Annotated in this window: 12 protein-coding genes; 4 read left to right on the top strand and 8 right to left on the bottom strand. The window is 47.1% G+C overall.

What is annotated here, in order from left to right:
- Positions 1-23: 23 nt before the first annotated feature.
- The 4 genes from G9G54_RS16950 to G9G54_RS16935 form a co-directional block, all read right to left on the bottom strand.
- Positions 24-1,304: an ABC transporter substrate-binding protein gene (locus G9G54_RS16950; protein ID WP_165178947.1), complete on the bottom strand. Its 1,281-nt coding sequence runs from the start codon at positions 1,302-1,304 to the stop codon at positions 24-26.
- 219 nt (positions 1,305-1,523) lie between these two features.
- Positions 1,524-2,591 carry a response regulator transcription factor gene (locus tag G9G54_RS16945; RefSeq protein ID WP_165178946.1) on the bottom strand — a complete coding sequence of 356 codons (1,068 nt, stop codon included), beginning with the start codon at positions 2,589-2,591 and terminating at the stop codon, positions 1,524-1,526.
- Complete coding sequence (locus G9G54_RS16940) at positions 2,588-4,387, bottom strand: sensor histidine kinase (protein WP_165178945.1); 1,800 nt, start codon at positions 4,385-4,387, stop codon at positions 2,588-2,590. Before G9G54_RS16940 ends, G9G54_RS16945 begins: the two co-directional genes overlap by 4 nt.
- A 133-nt stretch (positions 4,388-4,520) precedes the next feature.
- Positions 4,521-6,527 carry a beta-galactosidase gene (locus tag G9G54_RS16935; protein WP_165178944.1) on the bottom strand — a complete coding sequence of 669 codons (2,007 nt, stop codon included), beginning with the start codon at positions 6,525-6,527 and terminating at the stop codon, positions 4,521-4,523.
- Positions 6,528-6,875: 348 nt separating this feature from the next.
- Here G9G54_RS16935 and G9G54_RS16930 point away from each other — a divergent pair, with 348 nt between their 5' ends.
- Complete coding sequence (locus G9G54_RS16930; protein WP_165178943.1) at positions 6,876-7,796, top strand: AraC family transcriptional regulator; 921 nt, start codon at positions 6,876-6,878, stop codon at positions 7,794-7,796.
- A gap of 151 nt (positions 7,797-7,947) precedes the next feature.
- Here the strand turns inward: G9G54_RS16930 and G9G54_RS16925 are convergent, their stop codons facing one another.
- Positions 7,948-9,036, bottom strand: a complete 1,089-nt coding sequence (locus G9G54_RS16925) for a site-2 protease family protein (RefSeq protein ID WP_165178942.1) — start codon at positions 9,034-9,036, stop codon at positions 7,948-7,950.
- Between the two features lie 161 nt (positions 9,037-9,197).
- Here G9G54_RS16925 and G9G54_RS16920 point away from each other — a divergent pair, with 161 nt between their 5' ends.
- Complete coding sequence (locus tag G9G54_RS16920; RefSeq protein ID WP_165178941.1) at positions 9,198-12,557, top strand: DEAD/DEAH box helicase; 3,360 nt, start codon at positions 9,198-9,200, stop codon at positions 12,555-12,557.
- Between the two features lie 126 nt (positions 12,558-12,683).
- On the opposite strand, the gene G9G54_RS16915 is transcribed toward G9G54_RS16920, so the two are convergent.
- The 3 genes from G9G54_RS16915 to G9G54_RS16905 form a co-directional block, all read right to left on the bottom strand.
- Positions 12,684-13,634 (bottom strand): ring-cleaving dioxygenase, encoded by a 951-nt coding sequence (locus tag G9G54_RS16915; RefSeq protein ID WP_165178940.1) that lies wholly within the window; start codon positions 13,632-13,634, stop codon positions 12,684-12,686.
- Between the two features lie 55 nt (positions 13,635-13,689).
- Entirely contained in the window at positions 13,690-14,316 is a 627-nt protein-coding gene (locus G9G54_RS16910; RefSeq protein WP_039270528.1) for a nitroreductase family protein, read from the bottom strand.
- Between the two features lie 141 nt (positions 14,317-14,457).
- Entirely contained in the window at positions 14,458-14,829 is a 372-nt protein-coding gene (locus G9G54_RS16905; protein WP_165178939.1) for an MmcQ/YjbR family DNA-binding protein, read from the bottom strand.
- Positions 14,830-15,453: 624 nt separating this feature from the next.
- Between G9G54_RS16905 and panB the strand changes: the two genes are divergently transcribed.
- Together panB and G9G54_RS16895 are read left to right on the top strand one after the other, a co-directional pair.
- On the top strand, positions 15,454-16,326 hold the full coding sequence (gene panB / locus G9G54_RS16900; RefSeq protein ID WP_165179035.1) for a 3-methyl-2-oxobutanoate hydroxymethyltransferase: 873 nt from the start codon (positions 15,454-15,456) through the stop codon (positions 16,324-16,326).
- Complete coding sequence (locus G9G54_RS16895; protein ID WP_165178938.1) at positions 16,326-17,249, top strand: ketopantoate reductase family protein; 924 nt, start codon at positions 16,326-16,328, stop codon at positions 17,247-17,249. Before panB ends, G9G54_RS16895 begins: the two co-directional genes overlap by 1 nt.
- Positions 17,250-17,264 lie beyond the last annotated feature (15 nt).

Here is a 17,264-nt window from a genome sequence, read left to right as displayed (position 1 = left end):
CTGGTGTAATCTATAGGTTACCGTTACTTGTTCACTTTGTTATACGATTTCCATGCCTTATCCAGCGCCTTAATGACATCATCCTGCGTGAGCTGACCAGCATAATAGGATTGTAGCGATTTGCCTGCCTCGTCCTTAACCGCTTGCGGGATAGATGGATCTTGGTACGACTTGCCTGCTTTTACGCATTCGGTAGCGTCATTAATCCAAGGATAGCTTTTAAACGTATGCACTTTGGAGATCGGGTTAAATTTCAATGCTTCATAGAACGCGCTAGAATCCTTGTCATCCAGCACATAGTTAACAAAATCGAGCGCAACCTCCTTGTTCTTGCTTGTGGAGGATACAGCCAGCGAAGTCGAAGTGGACAAATTGATCAATGTCGCATTGGGATCGTCATTGATCGGCAGCCCTGCTACCCCAAAATCCATCTTCGGATCCGATTTTAAAATCGTTTCCGCAAACCACGGTCCCTGAATCCACATCGCCGCTTTACCCGAGGCAAACGCAGCCGATCCATCATCCCCGCCGATTTCCAGCGCCTTGTCAGTACCGTTGCTATTCACCAGATCAATAATATCGAACATGCTCTTCATTTCGGAAAAGGAGCCTTGGTCCTGATTCATCCGTTCGATAAAATCTTTGTTCTGTGTGTTCATCATCGCACCTGCTGTCAAAGGCACAAACAGCTGTGGAATCCAGGATTCCTTGTAGGACAACAGGAACGGTTTTACATTATTCGCTTTCAGCTTCTCCACCACAGCCTTCATTTCGGTCAACGTTCCCGGCGGCTGCAAATCCAAATCCTTAAATATCTTTTTATTGTACAAGTAGCCCCATGAGATCGTTTCTAAAGGAACCGCTACGACCTTTCCGTCTTTGGTTGTCACCGAAGGCTTCACACTATCCATCAATTTGTTAACAAAAGGCTGACCGGACAAATCCTCCAAATAGCCCGCTTTATAAAACGGAGGAATTTCATTCACCGCGTGCAATGCAAATACGTCCGGCGCATCGTTGGATGCGAGTCTTGTCTTCAAAATTTGTGCGGCGTTGTCAGCAGGCGGCATCTCCAGTTGCACCGTAACGTCGATATTTTTATCTTTCTTCTCTTTCGCTACGAAAGCATTAATGTATTTATCGTAGTGCTCCTTCAAACGGGGCTGAGCAATAAACATTTTGAGATTCACCGTTTTGCCGTCTCCAACGGAACCGCTGCTGTCACTGCCTGAAGAATTCGCTCCACACCCGGCCAATAACGTGCCAACCAGCATCGTGCTCAATACACATTTCCACATTTTCATGAAAAATGACCTCCCCTATTTTGAAAATAACCGTTACCCATCGGCAAATCAGTTGTTATTCAAAGCAGCTATGCCGCCGGTCTTCAACCTCTATTCAGCTCTGTGCGAACTTCATAAAGGCCAAATTCCTTTGTACTGCTCGTTTTGTATACGCTTTCATTATAGAATGAGAGATCACTTCTGCCATTGGACGCCCTTAGCTTATTGGATTGGACTTTTTTAAACTTCCTTCCTCATTTCACCGGGTGCCATGCCAAAATGCTTTTTAAATACCCGATAGAAATAAGACACATCCTCATATCCTGCCATCTCCGCGACTGCTTTGATTGAAATCTGTTTATTGACCAGCCATTCCCGCGCGTTTTCCATTCTTCGCTCTACGATGTAGTCCGTTACATTTTGACCATACTCCTGCTTAAATACCTTACTCATATACTCTTTGCTCACAAAAAAGTTTTTTGCCAACTGCTCCAGTGTAATCGGCCCAGCAAAGTGACTGTCGATATATCGTCGTACTTCTTCTAAATTCAGTTTGTTTTTGTATTTCCGCTGCCGAATGAGCTGATCCAGTTCCTGAACATAGCACGACGATACGAATTCCAGCGCATGTTCTACAGAGGATACGGCATCCTGCGACAGTGGGAATCCTGCCTTTGCCGTAGAAGTATCTAGCCCGTTATCCGCTGTGAGCTCTTTTAGCAGGGAAAGAAGCTCCTGCACCAGCCTGCCCAGCATATGTGGACTTGGTGCTCCATAACTCTCCAGCTCCTGCATAACCTGCCTACAAGTTATGTTCACCCCGTCACGGTTCAACTCATTAAAATAAAGACGCAGCAGTTGCTTATACCGGGTCAGCTTGTGAAAAAAACCATAATCCAGCTCCGTCGCTTCTTGCTGCTGTTCAGCAGCCTTGACCTCCAGATCGTTTTTGCATTTGAGCAACACTGTATTCAGCTCTGTAGGATTGACTGGCTTTAACAAATAATCGACGGCCTTGTAACGGATGGCATGTTTGGCATACGCAAAGTCATCATATCCGCTCACGACAATGATTTTTACATCAGGACAATGGTTATTTAGCGCTTGCAGCAGCTCCACTCCGTCCGCACCCGGCATGTGCATATCAGTAATCACAATATGGGGAGCTAACTCCCCGACCAGCCTGAACGCCTCGTCTCCGTCTTCAGCCTCACCCACTACCAACATTCCAAGTTTTTCCCATGTGCCAAATGTCTTTAGAATATCGCGGTTCCACGGCTCATCGTCCACAATTAATACTCTGATCATACTTTTCCCTCCTCTGCTGAGGTAAATGGAATGCGGATAGTGACACGTGTACCGACTCCCTGCTCACTATCTATCCTCACTCCGTAGCGCACTCCAAAATTCATCCGTATGCGTGAAGACACATTGCTCAATCCGATATGACTACCCTGCGCCCAGATCGGTTCCTCCGACGCGTTTTCCAGCTTTGCCCGTACTTTTTCCAGCTTGTCCGGGGCCATGCCGTTTCCATTATCGCAAACCGTAATACACACGTCTTCTTTCATAATCTCCACCCGAATCCCCATTCTCCATGCCCCCGCCTTTCGATCAAGACCGTGCTGAAACGCGTTTTCCAACAATGGCTGAAGCGATAGCTTAGGCAGTCGAATATCCATCGCCTGTTCTTCCGTCTCCACCTGAAACACCAATCTTTGTGGAAATCGCCGTTGCTGGATGCGCATATAGTGTCCCACATGGTCGAGCTCTGCGCGTAAAGAGGCCAAATCCTGAGGTTCCCGTACCACGTAACGGAACATCTCACTCAGCGACCGAATGACTTCATAGGTGTCCTCCGGCTTTTGCGAAAACACCATACTTCCGATCATTTGCAGCGTATTTTGCAGAAAATGTGGATGAATCTGCGCTTGGAGCGCTTTCAATTCAGCCGTCTTTTTTTGCAAATTTATACTGTATTCCGCCTGAATATGCTCGCGAATTCGGCCTGCCATCCCATGCAGACTTCTTTCCAGCAGCCCTATCTCATCCGGGCGTGTACTTGGCTGTCCAATCGGTCCTTTGATCATATCCAGCTCCTGTACGGAACGCGCCAAATGAACAATCGGACGTGCAGTCCGCCATGCGACGAAAACGGCAATGCAGATGGAAACCAGGATTGAAATCACGCCGACGATAATACCATACAGCATCGTTGAAAAAGCGCTGTGGTTAATGGAGGAAGTGGGTACGATTTTGACCAGCTTCAGTCCAACTACATCCAGATCATTATAGAACACATAATGTTCAGCAGTTTGAATCATCCCGAGGCCCGGCTTAACGTCACGAAGAGCTGACAGCACACTTGCAGGAGGAGGCGACTGCCGAGCCTGTGCTGGATACATAACCCCGCCATCTGCATCTGTAATAAGCACCTGATGCTGATCCCCTCGTCCCAGCAGGCCCAGCGTCTGATCGAATTGCGACCACAATACATCCAAAGAAATAACCCCCGTCTGCTTCTGGTCTTCAAAACGCCGAATACTGCGCGTCAAAATAAAGCGTTCTGGGTCAGCAGAGCTTGGACGAATCGAATAATCCTTATTCGCTTGCCACATCTCGGCATACTGTGGGGGAATACCGCTCACTGTCGTAATTTCATTTTGCATACTATTGAAGGTAAACAAGGTTTGCGATTGCTTCAAATAAAGCTGGATGCCGATCACATGACTTCCGGCCGAATAATACACATTCGCCATCGTATTCAGCATTTTTCGCTGGGCATTAAATTGGCTTGAAAGATTGTCAGGCTCGCGCTCATTCAAATAATCGCTCAGATCAGGGCTGATCTGAATGCTGTAAATCAGATGATTCAGACGATCTAGCTGGTCGCTGATATAGATCCCCGTCCATTTCATATTGGACATGTTCGTCTCTACTACTTCAGCTTCCATGGAAGCTCTACTTTTTTCCGCAGCCAGCACCGTGACAGCAATGACCGGCAGCACAGATAGAACAATCATCGTCAAGATCAGCTTAAGCTGAATGCTGCGTCGATACGGGGCCGTCAGCGCCCGGAACCAGCGGACTGCTCGGGTTGGCATAGCGATGCACTCCTCTACTCAGCCATATGCGAAAACGCCCCGCAATTCGCAGGGGCGCTTCATGTACCGGATACTCCCGGAGAATACCTATATGATATTATTCGTAAGTTGGTTTCAGCTCATTATTCATCATTTACGCTTCTTCGATAATTATAACACCCCAAGGCTCTAATGGAAGCGTTTGTCCTTGGATAACTGTACGCCCCCCGATTAACTCCTTGCCGTCTCCATGTGGATATACCACCGAGCCTGCTTGTTCGGAATAGTTAAAATAGTACCGGATTTTCCGTCCCAGCTCATTCGTGCCGGATTTAACAATGATCGGATAAGACGCTTGCTGATCCAGTCCCCATACTCCTGCCTTTTTGGCTACAGAGCTGAATAGTTCACGGATGACCGCCGGACTGACGACACAGCCGATGTAGGTCGCTGTTCCCTGACCATAGCGGTTTTGCGTAATCGCGGCATATTTTCCCCAATGCGGGTGATCGTAATAGGCCAATACTTCGGCGGTCGTCGGGGTAATCAGCTCCATCCACGTATCTACCTGATTGTCCTCTGGTGCCACCTCAAAAGGATTATTCTTAAGCGTCACCTTCTTTGGCTCCACGAACAAGCTGTAATGAATGCCGCAGGCTTCGCTAATCACGCCCGGCTGCCGAGACGTTCTTACCTGCACATGCTCGTCGGTAAATCCGCTTCGGAATGTGTATACCACATGACCACCTTTCTCCACATATCGGTTCAGCTTCTCCAGTAGTGCGTCTGGGGCAGAATAGAGGACCGGGACGATCAAGAGATCATAGTCGTCAAACGATTCTGTACCTGGATGAACGATATCCATCCCGATATTCAGTTTATACAACTCGTCATACAAACGACGTACGATGTCATTGTAATTTAACGGGCTACTCATATTAAATTTAAACCAGTCAATCGACGTCAATGCTTCGTTGCTGACCAGAATCGCCGTTTTATTTTTCTTTTTCAGGTTGACCAGATGCGGAGACAATCTTGCAAAATCCTTCCCTATGGTCTGTGCTTCCTCATACACAGGATTCGGCTCAAAATCATGGCTGAGCAGACCCTTCCAGTAGGTTTCGAAAGAATTATGGATGGAATGCCAGTGCCAGTATGCCACCATATTGGCCCCGGAAGCCAGATGGCTGAACGCTTGCAGACGCAATTGCCCCGGATAGGGAACCCAGTGGGTAAAGGCCTGCGCTTCCGTTTCCAGCACTAGATAGTTGTTATTTTTCGTCGAACGCGCCACATCGCCACCAAAGGAAATTTCAATGCCAGTCAGGTCATCCTGTGATGGATGGTAAATATCCACCCCAGTCACATCAAAGGCTTGCGATGCCGCAAAGTGATCCACGTCTGGCTGAACACCAAAGGAATGACCTCTCCATTCAAAATCAAAGTTTTGCGTAACAAATTGGTCCTCCCGCTTATATTCCTTCACCAGCGCGACCTGCCATGCCAGAAAGTCCGTCACCAGCTTGCGCTGGAATTGGGAAAAGGCTGCGCCCAAACTTCCATTAATCGTTCCGACCACCGAAGGAAAGTCCTCCCAGCTATTGATGCGATTACTCCAGTAGTCCAGACCAAATTTGCGGTTTAGCTCCTCCAGCGATTCGAACCGCTCCCGCAGATACTTTACAAATTGCAATTGCACATTGGGCCCACTCGTGTTGTAATGCTTGGTCTCGTTATCCGTCTGAAAGCCAATGACCGCCGGATGCTGACTCACCCGTCCAATCAGCTTGCGTATGATTCGCTCAGCATGGAACAGGTACACCGGGTTCGTAATGTCCATAATCTGGCGAGCCCCATATTTGCCCGGACCTTGAGGCGTTGTCGCCAATACATGGGGATGCTCCTTCACCAACCATGTGGGTACGGCATAGGTGGGCGTCCCCACAATGACTTCAATGCCCGCCTTATGCATGGCGTCCAGCACCCGATCCACAGAAGTAAAATCAAACACGCCGTTTTGCGGTTCATGCGTACTCCAAGTGGATTCGGCAATCCGCACCACGTTGATGCCCGCATCCTTCATCATTTGGATATCCTGGTCCAAACGGTCATATGGCATATATTCATCATAATAAGCAACACCGTACAGTAGCTTTTTCATCAAGTCGTCCTCCAATTAGGTTCGTTAGGATTTTGCAAAATTCGATTCCAGTCGCTTCGAAGTGCAAGATATAGAGAACCAAGCCGCTCTTTAGATTGGCCCGGTCAATGATCACGCTGAAGATCGGAGCGCTAAGTGCATCCCATATACGGGCTAGTACGAAATAAAGTACCGATAATAGAAACAGATATGCCAACATAATCCGTATAAATAGTAGAGCAAGCGCTTTCTTTTATATATAAAAGCTTATACTATAGCATTTGTAAACGCTCTTTTATTATAGTTAAATGTTAGATACAATGAGATTGTCTAAGCGGTGTAAAATTTGCCCTAATCGAAGGTGATCTGATGATATTAAATCCTGATGTTGATCCAGCTCTATTTCATGATTGCCAATGGCTGCCCATTATTGACTGGAATGTGAAATTTTTTGGCGCCCATATTCACCGGGTCCAAGCGGATTGGTGCATGCCGGAGGAATCTCATATCGGTTTTGAAATTGCACTCATTTTAGAAGGTCGTCAGGAAACGATTATGGAAAATAACGTATATTCGGTTGGGGAAGGTGATATTTTAATTATTCCGCCGGGTTTCAAGCATGTGAGTCAATGTGTTTCCCCAAACGGCATGTACTATTTTAGCTCTCATTTTAATGTCGATGATCCATTGTTCCGTCAGGAAATGATTAAGAGCAACCAGCTCTTTTTTCCAGCGGGTACTGAAACGAATACCAAGCTGCAAAAGGTCGTCCATAGCTGGATTGGCATGGTGCAAGAAAGCGGAGAATATACGACAGCAGACCGTTTTCGTATGCAAATTGCCTTATTTGAGCTATTCGGGATATTCTCGCAAATGATATCTACCGGTTTGGAGCCCAGAATTGCGCCTTCATCCGTTCAATATGCCAAGGCCATCATGGAAGCCATTCAATCAAGGTTTAAGCCTTATCGGGAAGATGAATCTGGCGAGCAAGCGTTCCGTCTTGAAGATGTGGCGGCTTCCCTCGGGATCAGTCCCGGCTATGCCCAGGAAGTGTTCCGCAAGGTATACGGTTATTCTCCACGTCACTATCTATCGGAGACCAAGCTGCATGAGGCTAAGGTGCTGATCCAGCAGCCCAATCTGCCACTCAACAAGGTAGCTTCCCTGCTCGGATACTCCAGTCTGGCTCATTTCAGCAGACAGTTCAAGCGCTGGACAGGCACCAGCCCACTTAAATACCGCCAGACGTTAAAACCGATTACTGATGAACAAAAGATTAAGATATAAGGACGGATAGCAAAAGCTCCACCGTGTTATTCAACAAAAAAAAGAGCGTGACACCGAATATCGCGGTTGTTGCGCTCTTTTGTCTCTATTTTCATAAGCGGTACCGTTGCCTTAATGATCTAAAATCTTGACCAAGCACTCATTATTCAGATCACAGCCTAATATCCCCTATATGCTGATGCACCACATACATCATCCCCATTAGGAATACGGCCAAAGCTAAGTAACTGATGCCAAATTTCCAGCGCGATGATGCGGGCACTTCGTAATATTTATCATTTTCAAACGGAATGTAATCAATCCCACACAGCAATCTGAGCTGGTACGCATCCGGCGTCGGTATATGTTCCACACCGTTCAGCCATACATGCTGGACAAGACACTGCTGCGGCAGCTTAAGTGTCTGCTCCACATCCAAACTTTCCATATACACCGTCACATATTGCTGCCCCTCCAAATCCGAGTAGGTATTAAAGGATAATCTGCGTGTGTGCTCCGGTCCGGGCAGTGGATATCCTTGCTCATACAGATGCTGTACGTTCACCAGCGGCTTTTGCAAAAAGGATTGGATCTTGACCTCTCCTTTATTGCGTTTAACATATTTTTTGTACAAATCGTAGGCAAAGAACGCCCATATGAAGAAAAATAAAAAGGATTTTAAATATACTACGACTACAATTCCACCCAATAGGCCCACCAGCCACAGCCAACGCGTCACTGCCGTGGAAATCCGTCCTCCGTCGAGCGGATGAATTGGCAACAAGTTGATTAGGTTCAGGAAAAAGCCGACATACGAGAGTGCATACAGCAGGGGACTGTCTGTTGCATAGGCTCCTGCGTATACCGCCATAGCCCCAACCGTCCCCAGTAACGGGCCGCCCATGGCTACATAAGCCTCTGTCTGCGCATCCAAAGGTTGCCGCTTCATTGTGATCAGCGCACCGAGAAAAGGAATAAATAACGGTGCTGACACGGGAAGCCCCTTGCGCTTGGCAGCCAATACATGTCCCAGCTCATGCACAAACAACAGCAACACGAATCCAACCGCAAATCCCCACGGGTAAATGATCGCATATGTGCTAATCGTTATCGCCATAGATATCAGCGCACCGCCAAATTTACTGAATTTTAAAAGGGCGAGCAACGACTTGCCTTTTAAAAGAAGCAATGCTGCTGCACTACCAAGGTACCATTTGGATGAGCCGGATTTGGAATCGGTCTTTTTGTCTTCTTTTTGCAAAGTATCTTTCTCCTTTCTTTCGCTAACACTTCCATTGTATCCTGCTATGTACAGCTTGTAAAAACTTCTCTAACCCACAGATAAGCACCCAAGTGTCCATCCTCCTGTCTGTTCTGTTATCATGTAAGAAAACGGAATAACTCAGGAAAGGATTACGAATCATGAGTTTTGAACTTACCCGGCGAGCCATCAGACAACTATGCAGTCAAGCCGCTTATGACGAAGGGGATGCCTATTACCGGGCCAAAAGAGTGGCCTTTACACAAATAGATCATGATGAAGGGGTATACGAAGCTACGGTCAAAGGAAGCAGCTTTTATGCTGTTGCGGCGATGATCCGATCTAATGGAAGTATCCGAGCAGAATGCACCTGTAGCACATTTCAGAACACCGGACGATATTGTAAGCATATCGCTGCTGTTCTCCTTAACGCCCATGATATACGCCGTGGAAAAAGTCTGTCTGTGCGCTCCTACGCCTCCAGACTTCATCCCGGTACTGCCCCAGATACAGCAGGAAGCCTAGATTCAGACGGGATGTACACATCTACAGATACTCCATATGATCACACTGCTAGAACGGCACGATCCTCTGACATCACACAAGGGGATCTCCAGCTGACCGACAGTATGTTAAAACTATTTGCCCGCAAGCGACCGCTTCGCAGCACGCCTACCCTGCTGGATACTCGCGCGGTCTTGGATTTTCAGTTCGTCATCCGGCCTTTTGCCTACGGTTACCAAAAATATATGTTTGGTGTAGAAATGAAGGCTGGCCCCAAACGATTATATATCGTCCAGAAAATTCGTCCGTTTCTGGATAGTATTGACCGTGGGGATAGCTACATGTTCACGAAAAGCTTCTCATACGAGCCTGAGGTATACCGCTTCCGACCTGAACATGACGCTATTCTCCAGCAATTATCCCAGGTGTGCCACCATGAGCGTATGATTCGGGAAACCTCAGGTACGTATTCATCTTCCGGTAGTCATATGAGCGGCGAGCGAATGCTCCTCATCCCGCCTGCGGCTTGGGAAAAGCTGCTCCCCTTGCTGACAGCAGCACAGGGCATCTACTTTGAAATTCACGGAAACATGAGCGAGGGTATTCCCCAGTCCGACCTGATGCTTCCGCTGCAATTTGAATTTGATGAGGCCGAAATCGAAGGCTACCAGCTAAGCATACAAGGATTAGATGACTTGACCATCATGGAAGACTATGGTGTCGTCATTGCCGATGGCAAGCTTGTCAAACAGAAAGCCGATCCCTTACGGCGTTTGTCCGAGCTAAAACGGATGGTAGAAGTACACCACAGGCGAAAAGTTCAGATTGCGCCAGAGCAGATGGAATCTTTTATGGACAAGGTTGTACCCGGGTTAATGAAGCTCGGACGTGTTCATATGACTCGGTCCGTCTCAGATCGGGTCACACAGCAGCCATTGAAGGCAAAGCTATATCTGGACCGGGTAAGAGACAAGCTGCTGGCAGGGCTGGAGTTCCAATATGGGGATATCATCATCAACCCGCTGGAAACAGATCCACGAACTCCTGGTAACGACCGTATTCTGATACGTGATGGGGAACAGGAGCAGCGGATTTTGGAGCTGATGGAGCATAGCTCCTTCGCCAGAACAGACAGCGGATATTTTATGGAAAATGAAGATGCAGAGTATGATTTTTTGTACCATACTGTTCCGCAACTGGAAAAGCTGCTCGATGTCTATGCTACAGGTGCAGTCAAAGCGAAAATAAACAATACTCTGCCTACCCCAAGGATACGGGCGGAGTGGGATGAACGTACAGATTGGCTTGAATTTAAATTTGATATGGAGGGCATACCGGAACCGGAAATTCGCAAACTGCTCAAATCGTTAGAGGAAAAACAGAAATATCACCGTCTGCCGAATGGTGCCTTGCTGCCGCTCGAAACAGAAGAGTACAAGGAATTGATTCGGTTCATGAATGAAACAGGTATCCGCAAAAGTGATCTGGATGCAGCACAAATTCGTGTTCCCGTCACGCAAGGACTGTACTTAATTGATCCTCACGATCATGGGAAAAATCTGACTTTGGGTAAAACCTTTCGCCAGCTACTGGAAAATATACGCAACCCAGACCATCTCGACTTTCCAGTTCCAGACATGCTTGCCCCAATCTTGAGAGATTATCAGGTTTACGGCTTTCAATGGCTTAAGACATTGGCGCATTACCGTTTTGGGGGCATTTTGGCAGATGATATGGGGCTGGGTAAAACGCTGCAAAGTATCGCCTTTCTCGTCTCAGTATTGCCGGAGATTCGCAGCCAGCAGCTTCCAGCCATGATCGTGTCCCCTGCATCACTGGTGTACAACTGGCGGAATGAGCTGGAGAAATTTGCTCCACACGTCCGCGTCACTATCGCAGATGGCAGCCCGGAAGAACGCGGCCGAATCATACGGGATGCCGCCAGTTATGACGTCGTCATTACGTCCTATCCGCTGCTACGGCGCGATGCAGATGTGTACAGCAAGCCATCGTTTCATACGCTCATTCTGGACGAAGCGCAGGCTTTCAAGAACCATGCCACCCAGACGGCACAGGCTGTTAAGGATGTAAAAGCTCGTTATCGTTTTGCCCTGACAGGAACGCCAGTAGAAAATACGTTGGAAGAGCTGTGGTCCATCTTTGACGTTGTATTTCCCGCGCTATTTCCCGGCGGGAAAAGAGCGTTTCACAACCTGCCTCGAAATGTGATTGCCAAGCGGGTTCGTCCGTTTCTGCTGCGCCGTCTTAAGAGTGATGTCCTCAAGGAACTGCCGGAGAAAATCGAATCCGTGCAGGTATCCCGGCTTCTGCCAGATCAAAAAAAGCTGTACACCGCCTATCTGGCCAAGCTTCAGCATGAAACGTTGAAGCATCTCAACGAGGAAGGATTTCAGAAAAATCGGATCAAAATTCTCGCCGGTCTGACTCGACTTCGTCAGCTCTGCTGTCATCCTGGCTTGTTCATCGAAGGATATACGGGTAGCTCTGCCAAATTTGAACAGCTGTTGGAGATCATTACGGAATGTCTCAGCTCCGGGAAACGGATGCTCATTTTTTCACAGTTCACCACAATGCTTCAAATGATCGGACGCGAGCTTGCTCGAGAAGGGGTGTCCTACTTTTACCTGGATGGGCAGACTCCCGCTCTGGAACGAGTCGAGCTGTGCAGTCGCTTCAACGAAGGAGAACGCGAGCTGTTCCTGATTTCCCTAAAAGCAGGAGGTACTGGCCTGAATCTCACTGGTGCAGATACGGTCATTTTGTATGACCTGTGGTGGAATCCCGCTGTAGAGGAGCAGGCTACCAACCGAGCACACCGAATGGGCCAGAAAAAAGTCGTGCAGGTTATTCGTCTCGTCGCCCAAGGTACGGTAGAGGACAAAATGTATGAGCTGCAACAAAAAAAGAAAAACATGATCGACCAGGTCATTCAGCCGGGGCAAGAAACCCTTTCGGCACTGACCGAGCTGGAGATTCGTGAACTGCTCATGATCTAGCCAACTCTCCACGCTTATTTTCACGTTAGTATGACAATTCCACATGCAAAAAAGGTCCAATTGACGGTAGAAATTTTCCCGCATTGGACCTTTTTCGTTCTAATATGATTGTTTGAATCGAGCAGATTAATCCTGTTTTAATACTCTAGGTTCAATGGGAACCAGGTTAGACTCAATCTGGGTACGCTGAGGCTCATACCATTCAGGCAGCATCAGCTTATGCCCCAACTCATTCAATTCCTCATCCACGGTAAATCCGGGTGGATCGGTTGCGATCTCGAATAAAATACCGCCCCGCTCGCGGAAGTATACGGCATTGAAGTATTGGCGATCTACAATACCACTGGTCCCAAAACCATGCTGATGAACCCATTCGTTCCACGCCTGATGCTCCGTATCATCCTGCGCGCGCCAGGCAATATGGTGAACCGTACCGGCGCCGCCATTCCCCCACGGGACATCTTTGACCGGAATGTCGATCAGGTTGCCCAAATCACCTGTCGTCTGATAGCGGATGTAGCCTGCATTTGCGTCTTCTCCGATGAGAGTCATCCCCAGGACGTTCTCCAACACCCCTTGCGTATGCTTGGAATCCGCACTGTACAGTACCACCCCGCCAAAGCCCTTGATAGCTTTATCCGTAGGCACACCCCCGGCTGTCCACGTGTTCAACGGGCCATCTTCCCGTTCCACCAACTCCAGATGTAAGCCCTCGTTGTCTCGGAACTGGATGAATGACTCGCCAAAACGAGTGGCCTTCGTGAAAGATACTTTCAAGCTGTGCAGACGGTTTTCCCAGTATTCCAAAGCACCGGACGGCACGACATACGTCGTAATCCCGACCTGTCCGCCTCCAATCTTACCCTTGCGTGTACCCGGAGCTGGAAAAAAAGTAATGATCGTGCCCGGGCTGCCCTCTTCATTACCAAAGTACAAATGGTATACTTCTGGAGCATCAAAGTTGATCGTCTTTTTAATCAATCGCAAACCAAGTACGCCTGCGTAAAAATCAACGTTGCCCTGCGGGTCGCCTGCAAAGGACGTGATATGGTGAATTCCAGCGGTTTTCAATGACATCTTTATCACTCCTTCATTAACATGTTGATTTATTTACACAAATGATTTACAAATTTCAAAATCCATTGTAGCTGACAAATTGTCCAACCGGCTTGCGATATCCCCGTGCCCGCTGACCCGATTCGTCCTCTTTACCCAAGGTAATCATCATTACCGGTACAAATTGCTCTGGAATATTTAGTACTTCCTGCACCTTCGCCGGATCAAAACCGATCATCGGGCACGTATCCCAGCCTTTGTCCTTGGCAATCAACATCAATTGCATAGCCGACAGGCTGGCATTACGGATCGCTTCTTCTCTCTGGAAGACAGGTCCCCGCTCGCGATAAAACTGAGTTACCGACTCTACTGTGCTATCATATTCCTGCTTGCTCAGAACGCCCAAATTCAGGAATCCTTCGTTGAGGTCGGCTACCTTGGTATAAGCCTCTGTATCCCCCAGCACTACAATGGTCGCCGAAGCCGTTAATATTTTATACTGCTTACTTGCCTCATCATGCAGTCTTTGTTTGGTATCAGCATCCTGCACTACGATATAACGCGCATGCTGTAAATTAAAGGCCGATGGAGCAAACTTCACCAGCTGAAATATTTCTTCTAGTTCTTTTGCATCTATAGTAACATCAGGAATAAATTTAGAAGCTGATCTTCTCTCTTGAATAATATTCACCAGTTCGCTCATGTTAAGTTCCACTCCTTGATATTATTTTCAAATGAATTATCTTTAAATTAAGAATATATCCATTCGTGATTTCTGTCAAGTAAAACTATAATAATGTTAGTAAGTATTTTTGGATACAACCTAAGGGCTTATACCAGCCCTTTACAGATCCGTTGCCCGTATTCTCATCGTAATCGCTTCGCGTTGCGCTTTGGTTAAGCTCTTGAAGACCAGCTCATACGAATGGTCGATCATGCTGTACAAATCCTCCAGTGGGAAGGTAGCATCAACCTCAATCGTATTCCAATGCTTTTTATTCAAATGATAGCCTGGCTTAATCGCCTTGTTTTGTTCACGCAGATTTACCGCAATGACTGGATCACATTTCAAGGATACGTGGCAAATGTCATCCTTTTCAGTTAGAAGTGCAAACATCTTGCCCCCTACTTTTAGTACCAGGGGATCAGCACCAAATGGATAATCCTTAACGGCCTCTTTTTGGCTCAGACCATATGCTACAATTTGCTCAAACACCAGCCTTCTCTCCTCTGCTCCAAGTTGTCGAACTATGAACCTATTTGCGCCCTATTATATCACCTCCGTGCACTCCGAATACACCGGGTCCGTGCTACAATTAGGGAACTGTGCTAAAAGGAGAGTCATTATGGATACCATCACACACACATTGTTTGGCTTGGCCTTATACGGCGCAAGCAAAAAGGCGTTTCTGCCGGAAGGGTCAATCCTTTCTATATGAATTTATCGACCGTCCATGACTTCATACACGTCCTAAAGATTTAGCGATATTTTACATACTGTATCTGCAAGCTGACAGCCCTTCACTTCCGAATAGGAAGTTAGAGGGGCTTGTTTTGTTCATATAGTAGAGAATGTTATGCAACAGCCCTATATTTTGGTATACTTCCGTGAGAGGCTGTATCGATACATTCGAACGGTACTCTAGTTAGTGTAATTCAATATGTAGATGTGTGAGCCTATGGAGGTGAACTCGTTGGATTTTGCTCTGATCCGCAAGGACCGAGACAAAAGAACGGTCGCAAATTGACTCTTTTTTTGCCTTTCGGACCTTTTCAGCCATGTGCTGAAAGGTTTTTTTTGTGATCTAAAATAAAGGTAGGAAAGGATTTGAATGCAACCATGGTAAACTCGAAAGCACTTAATATTTTACAATTGAAGAAAATGAAACAAGAAGGTTCACCTATAAGTATGATTACGGCGTATGACTATCCATCTGCTCGTTTGGCTGAGGAAGCCGGGATCGATATCATCCTTGTCGGTGATTCCGTAGGTAATGTGTTATCTAATTATAACTCCACACTGCCCGTCACTATGGATGATATGGTCTATCATACACGGTCTGTCGTGCGCGGTGCGGAACATACTTTTATTGTCGCGGATATGCCATTTATGACGTACCACGGGAGTAGTCAAGAAGCCCTTACTAATGTGCGCAGGCTCATGCAAGAGGGACATGCCCATGCCGTGAAACTAGAAGGGGGCATGGAAATTTGCGACACCGTGAAGCGAATTGTTCAATCCGGCGTTCCCCTGCTGGGACATATCGGACTTACACCCCAGTCTGTGCATCAAATCGGCGGATACTTCATTCAAGGTAAAAACTCACAGGCCGCTGAGCGCCTTCTAAATGATGCCCGGGCCCTGGAGCAAGCGGGAGCTTTTGCCATCGTGCTGGAGCTGGTGACAGAGGAAGTGGCGAAGAACATCACCCAGGAGATATCTATTCCGCTCATTGGCATCGGTGCGGGGAGATACTGTGATGGCCAGGTTTTGGTGTATCATGACATGCTACAATACTCAGCTCCTTACCGGGAGAAGAAGTTCGTAAAAACCTATTCGGATATAGGTGCTTTGATTCGCAACAGCATCGGGCAATATGTCGAAGACGTGAAGAATCGTTCTTTTCCAGGCGAGGAGCATGTTTTTAAGGCAGATGAGAACGTAGTAGAAGGACTATACGGGAATGCAAAAGTAAAGGCAGGGACCCTATAATGCGATTTCTGATTGTAGGTGCAGGGGCGATTGGAGGCTATTTCGGGGGACTTCTTGTTCAAAAAGGAGAAGACGTGACCTTCTTCGTACGCCCTTTAAAAAAATCTCAGTTGGCAAAAGACGGTCTGATTATTAGAAGTGTTCATGGAGATTTCCAGACGCCAATCCGTGCTATTACAAATGGTGAAGACGCCGATCCGTTCGACTGTATTATCATTTCAGTTAAAGCGTATCATCTTCCCCAATTGCAATTTGATCTTGAGCCTTATGTCGGTGATCATACCATGATTCTTCCGTTACTTAATGGTTACGAACATTTTGACTTTTTGCGCAAACAATTCGGATCTGAAAAAGTGCTGGGCGGACTTTGTTATATTGAAACTACGTTGGATCATGATGGTTCTATTGTTCAGACAAGTCCGTTCCACCGTATCGTCTTCGGTGAATGGAACGGAGTGCAATCAGAGCGTACACAACTGCTGCTGAATCATCTTGATCATGCAGGCTTCACAGTGGCACGAAGTCACGATATTCAGCGTGAAGTTTGGCAGAAATATATATTTGTTGCCAGCTTGAGTGCAATTACAACACTGATGGATGCCTCGGTTGGGACTATACTTGCCACGGCAGAGTCACGTGCTATTTACGAAAAGCTGCTCCATGAGATTGTCACACTTGCTCGCAACGCGGGGATGCCGATTGATTCAGAGATGGAAGCTCATACACTGAAAACGATGGAATCCTTACGACCTGAGATGATGTCATCCATGCAACGCGATATGCATAAAAAGCTTCCGATTGAAGCCAGTCATCTACATGGTTCACTGCTTGCATTGGCTTCAACCAGTAATACTGTTTACCCCATACTCGAAACGGTATATGCCCGATTAAAGGTATACGAGTACTTATTGGACACCGTCTAACATTCAAACTTTAAA

Source organism: Paenibacillus sp. EKM212P (genome assembly GCF_011066115.1).
Classification (GTDB): domain Bacteria; phylum Bacillota; class Bacilli; order Paenibacillales; family Paenibacillaceae; genus Paenibacillus; species Paenibacillus polymyxa_B.
The sequence above is the reverse complement of the archived record's forward strand: the minus strand, read 5'-3'. Positions and strand labels throughout refer to the sequence as shown.

What these genes read in the sequence shown, in the direction of transcription:
- G9G54_RS16950 (WP_165178947.1), bottom strand. Translation starts at nt 1,304, where the DNA reads ATGAAAATGTGGAAATGTGTATTGAGCACGATGCTGGTTGGCACGTTA.
- G9G54_RS16945 (WP_165178946.1), bottom strand. Translation starts at nt 2,591, where the DNA reads ATGATCAGAGTATTAATTGTGGACGATGAGCCGTGGAACCGCGATATT.
- G9G54_RS16940 (WP_165178945.1), bottom strand. Translation starts at nt 4,387, where the DNA reads ATGCCAACCCGAGCAGTCCGCTGGTTCCGGGCGCTGACGGCCCCGTAT.
- G9G54_RS16935 (WP_165178944.1), bottom strand. Translation starts at nt 6,527, where the DNA reads ATGAAAAAGCTACTGTACGGTGTTGCTTATTATGATGAATATATGCCA.
- G9G54_RS16930 (WP_165178943.1), top strand. Translation starts at nt 6,876, where the DNA reads ATGATATTAAATCCTGATGTTGATCCAGCTCTATTTCATGATTGCCAA.
- G9G54_RS16920 (WP_165178941.1), top strand. Translation starts at nt 9,198, where the DNA reads ATGAGTTTTGAACTTACCCGGCGAGCCATCAGACAACTATGCAGTCAA.
- G9G54_RS16915 (WP_165178940.1), bottom strand. Translation starts at nt 13,634, where the DNA reads ATGTCATTGAAAACCGCTGGAATTCACCATATCACGTCCTTTGCAGGC.
- G9G54_RS16910 (WP_039270528.1), bottom strand. Translation starts at nt 14,316, where the DNA reads ATGAGCGAACTGGTGAATATTATTCAAGAGAGAAGATCAGCTTCTAAA.
- panB (WP_165179035.1), top strand. Translation starts at nt 15,454, where the DNA reads ATGGTAAACTCGAAAGCACTTAATATTTTACAATTGAAGAAAATGAAA.
- G9G54_RS16895 (WP_165178938.1), top strand. Translation starts at nt 16,326, where the DNA reads ATGCGATTTCTGATTGTAGGTGCAGGGGCGATTGGAGGCTATTTCGGG.